This is a genomic window from Megasphaera hominis, from assembly GCF_014269395.1.
Classification (GTDB): domain Bacteria; phylum Bacillota; class Negativicutes; order Veillonellales; family Megasphaeraceae; genus Megasphaera; species Megasphaera hominis.
This window is the reverse complement of the sequence record NZ_JACOGK010000056.1, coordinates 1-8,059: the sequence shown is the minus strand read 5'-3', so window position 1 is coordinate 8,059 and position 8,059 is coordinate 1. Positions and strand designations below refer to the sequence as shown.

The following is an 8,059-nucleotide window of genomic DNA, read 5'->3' as shown; positions in this document are numbered from 1 at the left end:
GTACAGAGGATTTGTTTACTGACAATCGTGCTACAGCATGAGATACTGATTCTTTTCCTGCAAGAATATCTAGCACCGTATGTAGTTTTTCTTCTGCACAAACCTTAGTTCTATGCATAATAAATGCTCCCTTCCAAGTAGAGTGAGATTTTATTATTTCTCATGTCTACCTAGAAGGGAGCATATCAATATGCTGACCGGGCCTTTTGACCTATGCAAGTGGGTGTTGACTTATTTTACAATAACCGATACGCCATCGGGGATAACCGTGATCTTCGGATCCGTTACGCCTTTAGCGGCTACGAGTTTCTTAGCCATTTCGATAGCTTCTTCGATGTTGTTGGCATATTTCAGATGCATATCTTCGACCATCTGTTTCGGTGCGCTCGTTACCATGATGATATCGAAGTGCAGGAGCAGACGCAGGAGAATCTGGGATTCCCACTGGTCAAAGATCGTTTCGTTACGTGTACGGGCCAGGATTTGGTCCATCGCTTTCTGCAGGTCTGTAGCTTCTTTCAATGTATTGAAGAAGTCTTCACCGCCGTGACCGTCGTTGCAATTGGAAACGTCGATGATAACGCCGCCGTCTTTGCAGGTTGCTTCAGCAGCCGTCATGCCTTTTACGGACTGGTAAATATTCTGGTCCAGAGGATAGCCGCCGTTCGTCGTAATAACGATATCAGCCGGAGCCGGTTTAACACCAGCCAGTTTCATTTCGAAAGCAACGCCTTCTTCATGGGCTTTTTCTCTGTCACCGGCAAAAGCAGCGATGACTTTCTTATCAGCGTCGATAACGACGTTGCAAATGAAGGCCAGGTTAGCTACTTTGGCAGCATAGAGCATATCTCTGTGGATCGGGTTACCTTCCAGGATACCTGTACGGGCATAGGGGCTGTCGATGAATTCGGAGCAGTGGTTAGCAAGAACCGTAATCTTGCTGGCTACGCCAGGAAGTACGGATTTACGGCCGCCGGACATGCCTGCGAAGAAGTGTGGTTCAATGAAACCTTCAGCTACGAGCAGGTCTGTATTAACAGCCAGTTTATTGAGCAGGCATTCGCCGCCGGACGGAAGCGTGCCGATGCTGACCATGTCTTCATCGTTACGGCTGACATGAATGACGATCTTTTCGTTATTAGCGATTTCTTCGCCATATTTGCCAACCAATTCTTCATGCGTCGTCGGGCGATGCATACCTGTAGCTACGAGGATGGTAATATCGATATCCGGGTTGCCTTTACGCAGTTCAGCCAGGAGCTGCGGCATGATAACATGGCTCGGTACCGGACGGGTATGGTCACTGGAAATGATCGTGCAAGTTTTCTTACCTTTTGCCAGTTCGCTCAGTTTCGGGCTGCCAATGGGGTTGGCCAGGGCGTCAGCGACGAGTTCGGCTTCCGATTTCGGTGCTTTGTATTCATGCGCATGAGATACGAGTACGCCGGCTACCTGTTCTTCAGGAAGTTCGAAATTAACTTTACCTTTACCGAAGGGAATGGAAAAATTCTGCATAGATAACCCAACCTTTCTTTCACTAAAAAGATCCTTATAAAGAGCAAACGGTAAAACCGGAGTGGTTTTACCGTTTGGCCCTATCTGCCTTCCGGCATTACTATCTACTTATTCCTGAACAGGAACTTCGTCGTTGATGCTGACAACTTTGCCCGGATTCATGATGTTCTTCGGATCGAGGGCTTTTTTAACAGCTTTCATCAATTTCAGTTCGATGGGGTTCGTGTATTTTTCGAGCAGAGCTTCACGTTTGAAGCCAATGCCGTGTTCACCGGAAATACGGCCGCCCAGGCTGTAAACGAGATCATAGATTTCGCCCTGGATCTTCGGCAGCATTTCTTCCCACTGTTCCTGTGTACGGTCGTCTTTCAGGATATCGATATGAACGTTGCCGTCGCCGCAGTGGCCTGCGCAGTGCATAGCAACATCATATTTTTCGGAGAGACGGGAAATCTGCTGTACAGCGCCCGGAATTTCCGTCATCGGAACAACGATATCTTCCATGGAGAAGACTAAGCTGCGAGCACGGTCGGCTTCGAGGTACGCTTTACGGGATTTCCAAATAACAGCCGGGTCAGCAACGAGGGAATCGATAGCGTTGTTTTCTTCAGCCAATTCAACGATCTTTTCGCACTGTTCGTCGAGAACGTCTTCGTTATCGCCAGCGATCTGAATGATGATGTAGTTGCCTACGTCGGAGTGCGGCAGTTTTTCATCGAGGAAGATTTCAACCTGTTTGATGGAAGCATTATCCATGAATTCTACGCAAACCGGTGTAATACCAGCGTTCATAACTTTCGGTGTCAGGGCAATGGCGTCGTCGAGGTTGTCGAATACAGCCAAGAGGTCCATCTGATGTTTCGGCAAGGAAACGAGTTTCAGGTAGATCTTTGTGATGATACCGAGAGTACCTTCGGAACCGATGTAGAGGTGCATGAGCATGTAGCCTGTAGCATTTTTACGGAATTTACCGCCCAAGGTTACAACTTCGCCGGTCGGGGTAACAACTTCGATACCCATAACCTGGTCACGAGTTACGCCATATTTAACAGCACGGTTGCCGCCAGCGTTGGTAGCTACGTTACCGCCGATGAAGCAGGAGTCCCCGCTGCAGGGGTCGCCGCCGTAGAAGAGGCCTTCTTCAGCTACTTTGCTCTGGAGAACAGCAGTCGTAACGCCCGGTTCGGTTACGCAAACCATGTTTTCTTTATCGATTTCGAGGATTTTGTTCATGCGTTCGATGGAGATGATAACGCCACCGAAGGTAGCTACAGCACCGGCAGCCAGGCCTGTACCTGCAGCACGCGGAACCATAACCGTATCGTTGTCATAGCAGAGCTTTACAACTTTAGCAACTTCTTCCGTCGTAGCCGGAAGAACGACAACCTGCGGTTCTCTCATATAATGAGGGTCTGTTACTTCATCATGAGAATAGGGTTCCAGTTTGTCTTTGTCGGTGTATACATACTTTTCACCAACGATTGCTTTGAGCTGTTCAATTAACTCTGGTGTAACAATACCTTTTGCCATAATACATACCTCCATAATATAAAAAATAAAAACTGAAGCTTATTGCATCCGGCAACGACCGGATCGTCGACTTAATATTACGAAAGATTTAAAAAACATACGCTATTTATCTTTCGTTTGTTTCTTACGCGTTTTATTATACCCTACTTGTCTGCATCTGTAAATTACATTTACACATTTTTAACTTGCATTTTTAAGATAAACTTATGGTCGACTATGATAGTATATCATAAATTTTCTCTATTTCCGTTGCTTTTGCCACAAAAACAAGGGAACATATTCTGCACATTATGAAACAGTCTGACGCTTTTCATGCATTTTAGTAATAAATAGACATTCACAAAAGGAAACACAGCAAGGCAGCGCGTAACGTACATATTTATAAAATTACACGTATTGAAAGCAAGAGAGTACACCACACAAAGAGTTAAGCATACACTCTTGCTCCCACCTATCCACAAGAGGAAATCAGTTAACCAAGAACGGAACGACGCTCGGTGCGATGATGGTGATAATACCGGCAACGACCAGGAGGAAGAGGCAATAGCCTACAGTCCCGCGCATGATTTCGCTTTCCTTGCCATCAGCAACGGCACCAACAGCGCCGATACCCAGAGCAATACTCTGCGGGGAAAGCATCTTGCCAATACAACCACCGAGGGAGCTGGCACCGGCAAGCCACGGCTGGCTCATACCCAAGGAAGAAGCAACCGATACCTGCAGCGGCCCAAAGAGAACGTTGGCGTTCGTGCAAGACCCGGTAATGAAAGCGCCGAGACCACCGACGAGCGGAGCGAAGATCGGATAGCCATTGCCCGTTGCATATACGAGGGCATCAGCTATTTCCTGGGTCATGCCCGAGTAGGTCATGACTTTCGCAACGATAACGACCGTGATGATCGTCAGATAGGTAAAGCGCAGACCGATGAAGTTGTCTTTGAATACCGAGGCAATCTTGCCGACAGAAGCACCCTGATACAAGCCGCCGAGAATAGAGGCGATGAAAATCATGATGCCAGGAACGGCAATCCACGTGAAGGTGTACGGTTTAGCACCGGCACCGATATAGATAGGAACAGTCGTCTTGATCGAAGCCAGCGGCCCGTTGATAGCCGGGAACAGTTTCGACGTACCGACGAGAAGAACGAAGATCAGGATGAAGATCATAGCGGCTTTCACGCCTTCACCAAAGGAAACGGCTTTCTTATTTTCTTCATGCATTTCCAGTTTGTATTCCGGATTGCTGACCGTCTTGGAAGCTTTCGAATAGAGAACGATGACAGCCATGATGATGACGGACGATACCATTACCGGCAGTTCCGCACCTACAGTCATGGAAATGAGCAGTTCCGGAATAGCCAGGGCCAGGCCGGAAAGAAGGGTAACAATACCTACCCCTTTTAAGGCTTTTAAACCGCCGCCGATGCAAATAACGACCAGGAAAGGTGCGATGAGATCAGGAATAAAGGAAACGATAGAAACCTTTGTTGCCAGCGTAACGGCCGGAATACCGGTAATCGAAGCCATCGTCGTCGTCGGGATACCAATGGAACCAAAAGACGGTGCAACAGCATTCGAAATCAGGCAGGCAACGATCGTACGGATCGGCGGATAACCTAAAGCTACCAGCATCGCTGCCGGAATAGCAACGGCTGTACCAAAGCCAGCCATGCCTTCCATAAATGTACCGAAGCCCCAGGCAATGAGGAGGCACAGGACACGTTTATCTTCACTGACCGTAGACAGCATCTGTTTGATGATTTCAAAGCTGCCTGTTGCCACTGTCAGTTTATAGGCGAACAAGGCCATGACGATAACAAGCAAGATAGGCCAGCATGCCAAGGCCACACCTTCCAAGACAGCCGAAATGGCGACCGGAACGGACATGCCAAAGCACAACACAGCGACGATAAATGCAATAATGGCCGCAATCGGGCAGGCTTTCCAGCCAGCCATCTTAAGGAATCCCAATGCTACAATGAGGAATAGGATCGGGAGCAAGGCCAATAGAACCATTACATACCACCCCTTAAAAAAGCGCACAATAATAACAAGTAGATATCTTCCTGCACTTAAACGCGCAAAAAGACCCGTTCTTTATTTAGATTGTATCCGGATTCAATCTTCATATCGTTATTATACCGCGTAACCATGCGACTGTATAGTATGACACATTACATTAACACATATTCCCCATATCTATTTCAGATTGCATTCAGTGTACACTTTACTGATATGCATAATCCTTTTGTTTTTTTAAACTTAATCTTTTATTTTCTTAAATTATTAATATTGTCATTTTTTTCACTTTCGCATTATGATTTTAAGTTATTTTAAAATAGAATATTAATTCATGCCTTTTGTCTATAATAAAAGAATGGCTTACTAATCAATATTAGCAAGCCATTCCATTTAGGATATACTATTTTTTTCTTATGGGAAAGCTGTCACTTATAACGTCTTGTTCTTCTCTGCCGACACGATGACGGCATTCATGGCCGCAGCGCGGAAGCCATTTTCTTCGAGACTTTTCACGGCTTCAATGGTCGTACCGCCAGGAGAGCACACGTCGTCTTTCAATTTGCCCGGATGTTCCCCTGTTTCCAGTACCATTTTGGCAGCGCCCAGGACAGTCTGAGCGGCAAAGGTGTAGGCCATGGGCCGGAACATGCCTTCCCGCACACCGGCATCGGCCAGTGCTTCAATAAACATATAGACGAAGGCCGGGCCGCTGCCGCTAAGGCCGCAAACGGCGTCAATGAGCCGTTCTTCTACGACCTCTGCCTTGCCAAAGCTGCGGAAGATCGCTACGACTGCCTCTTTTTCAGCCTCTGTCAAATACGTATTAAACGTCAGGGCTGACATGCCTTCGCCGACCATAGCCGGTGTATTGGGCATAACCCGGACAATTTTCGTCTGTTCCGGCATAGCCGCTGCCAAACGGGACAAGGTCAGGCCGGCAGCAATGGAGACCATAATCTTGCCGCTTGTAATATACGGCTTAATTTCCTCTAATACGCCGGGCATTATGAACGGTTTAACTGCTAAAATGACTGCTTCAGACCGTTCCAAAAGCTCTTTAGCCGAATCTACTCTGACGGCGCCTAATTCGTCAGCCAGGCGTTGCGCCTTTTCCGGGTGAAGGTTATAGAGATAGACTTGATTTCCCTGCATCAGTCCCGAACGGACCAGGCCGGACGCAATGGCCCGTCCCATATTTCCTGTACCCAGAATCCCCAATGTTTTAAACATAAAAAGCAACCTCCTTCAGCTAAAAAACGCGCTGTAACAATGGACTGGCCAGGCAGCTACTGGACGATGCCGGCAGCATCAATAGCTTTTTTAACCTTAGCAGCCAGGCCGGTGATTTTCTGCTTCGATACAGAGCATACAGCCAGACGGATGCCTTTTTTCAAAGGTACGAGATATACGTGCTCCTGTTCTAAAATGTCGCAGATCTTATCGGCATGGGTGACAGGAATCGTGATGAAGAAACCGGAAATGTACGGCAGAATTTTTAAACCGCAGGCAGCAGCTTCTTCCATGAAGATATCCGCCCGTTCTTTAATCATCTGGAAATACATCGCCCGTTCCTGATCGAGACGGGCCACCTTGTCCGGATCTTTCGTAATTTCGATCATCGTCCACATGGCGGAGCTATTGGCGTTAGACCATGTAGCACGGGCCGTGTATTTATTGATAGCCATAAATTCATCGGCAATCGCTTCCTCCGGGGTAACACAAATCATGGCGCCCAGACGCTGGCCATAGAGGGTAAAGCTCTTCGAGCACGTGTAGGCTACGATAGGCATGATATTAGCAGGGAGATTCCCGAATTTCTTAAAGAATTGGCGGCATTCTTCTTTTTCGCCGCTGTAATCCAAATAGGCAACGTCCGATACGAGGATGATGTTCTTGTCCTTGCCAGCGACAGCCTGTTTTAAAAAGTCCAGAACCCGGTCCCATTCTTCTAAGCTTAAGCCATAGCCGGTCGGGTTATTGGCCGGGGAGTTTAAGATAATGACTGTATTGTACTGTTTTGCAACGAGCTCGGTTACATTTTTTTCAAAGCTCTGGAAATTGAAGGTACCGTCTTCCGTGAGGAGTTCAAATTCCCGCAAAATCCGGTTGTCATCACGGGCAATATTCCGATAGGCGCCCCAATACCAATCCGTCGTCAGGACTTCATCGCCCGGATCGGAATAGTTATGAACAGCCGTATGGATAGCTCCTGAACCACCAGGTGTAGCAATAGCCCGGATAAAGCCATCCGGACGGGATGCGCCAAAGCACTGATCAATAGCTGCATCCAAAAATTCCTGGAAACCCGGAATCGGAGCATATGCTACGATCTGTTCCGGTGTTAAGGCAGCAAAGGTGTCCTTTACGACTTGTAAGACGACTAAGTCGCCATTTTCATTCATCATGGAACCAACAGTACCATTAATTACGGCAGCAGCACCATTCTTTTCAATGTCTTCTGTGCAACGCGCAGCGGCAGCCATGATAGCATCGGCTGCAAATTTTCCTTTTGCATGTTTAGCGGCAATACTAGTAGCCATATAACCAACTCCCTTTTTAATGATTGATTCCTTTATACCATATATAGCGGGTGCTGACAAGAAAAGGACATCTACTTGTACCATGTATTCTGGATACAATTGAAATAATGCTTTAATGCATGGGGCCTGCCGCTATCGGTTTCTACGACCGCTGCGAGGAAATAAAAAGAGCACCGGTTTCTCGGTGTTTAAATAGGCTCCCCCGTGGGGGAGCTGGACCGGATGCGAAGCATTTGGGCCTGAAGGGGTTCATTTAAATATTTTTTATCTTCTAATGAACCCCTTTCGTGCACGTGGTATGCTAAAGTTGGACATGGAGGGGGTAGAAATTGGATACTAAATGTAGTAATCTTGGATAAAAGATTTTCTAATTAGTATCCGATGCCCTCAATTGTTAGATGGGAGGTTGCCACGTGAAATTAACGAAAGAACAACGATTAGAAATAGGTCGC

At 47.1% G+C, this 8,059-nt stretch carries 5 protein-coding genes; all 5 read right to left on the bottom strand.

The window, feature by feature from the left end:
- Window positions 1-231 precede the first annotated feature (231 nt).
- The 5 genes from larA to H8J70_RS12005 all read right to left on the bottom strand — a co-directional run bounded on the left by larA (window position 232) and on the right by H8J70_RS12005 (window position 7,607).
- Window positions 232-1,515 (bottom strand): nickel-dependent lactate racemase, encoded by a 1,284-nt coding sequence (larA, locus tag H8J70_RS12025; protein ID WP_186504535.1) that lies wholly within the window; start codon window positions 1,513-1,515, stop codon window positions 232-234.
- A 108-nt stretch (window positions 1,516-1,623) separates the two neighbouring features.
- Window positions 1,624-3,045, bottom strand: coding sequence for an FAD-binding oxidoreductase (locus H8J70_RS12020; RefSeq protein ID WP_186504534.1), 1,422 nt, complete (start codon window positions 3,043-3,045; stop codon window positions 1,624-1,626).
- A 468-nt stretch (window positions 3,046-3,513) separates the two neighbouring features.
- Window positions 3,514-5,061 (bottom strand): L-lactate permease, encoded by a 1,548-nt coding sequence (locus tag H8J70_RS12015; RefSeq protein WP_186504533.1) that lies wholly within the window; start codon window positions 5,059-5,061, stop codon window positions 3,514-3,516.
- A 435-nt stretch (window positions 5,062-5,496) separates the two neighbouring features.
- Window positions 5,497-6,297 carry a pyrroline-5-carboxylate reductase gene (gene proC, locus H8J70_RS12010; protein WP_186504532.1) on the bottom strand — a complete coding sequence of 267 codons (801 nt, stop codon included), beginning with the start codon at window positions 6,295-6,297 and terminating at the stop codon, window positions 5,497-5,499.
- A gap of 56 nt (window positions 6,298-6,353) precedes the next feature.
- On the bottom strand, window positions 6,354-7,607 hold the full coding sequence (locus H8J70_RS12005; protein WP_186504531.1) for a pyridoxal phosphate-dependent aminotransferase: 1,254 nt from the start codon (window positions 7,605-7,607) through the stop codon (window positions 6,354-6,356).
- Window positions 7,608-8,059: the final 452 nt, after the last annotated feature.